This is a genomic window from Vibrio sp. 10N.222.55.C6, assembly GCF_041473395.1.
Classification (GTDB): Bacteria; Pseudomonadota; Gammaproteobacteria; order Enterobacterales; family Vibrionaceae; genus Vibrio; species Vibrio crassostreae_C.
This window is the reverse complement of record NZ_JBFRSD010000600.1, coordinates 1-256: the sequence shown is the minus strand read 5'-3', so window position 1 is coordinate 256 and position 256 is coordinate 1. Positions and strand designations below refer to the sequence as shown.

Genomic DNA, 256 nt, shown 5'->3' with positions numbered 1-256 from the left:
AACTTTGGTTGGTATAGTCGACGATGCCCGCTTCAGAGGCTTCAAATTCGTTGTAGAAGATCTTACCGCCTAAGCTCACACCATCAAGGTTCCAGTATGGGTCACGGTAGTCTAAGCTCACGTTCTTTTGGTAATCATTCATCATGGCACTTACGCCAACACGGTTACCAGAGCCCGCAAAGTTGTCTTGTTGCAGGCCAACTTGGAAACTCACACCAGATTCAGTACCGTAGCCGACACCAAAGTTGATACTGCC

1 protein-coding gene is annotated in these 256 nt (G+C 48.0%); it reads right to left on the bottom strand.

The genetic code is table 11. The annotated features are described in order from the left end of the window. A partial coding sequence (locus AB4486_RS25265; protein ID WP_372119463.1) for a BamA/TamA family outer membrane protein occupies nucleotides 1-256 on the bottom strand: 256 nt, incomplete at both ends.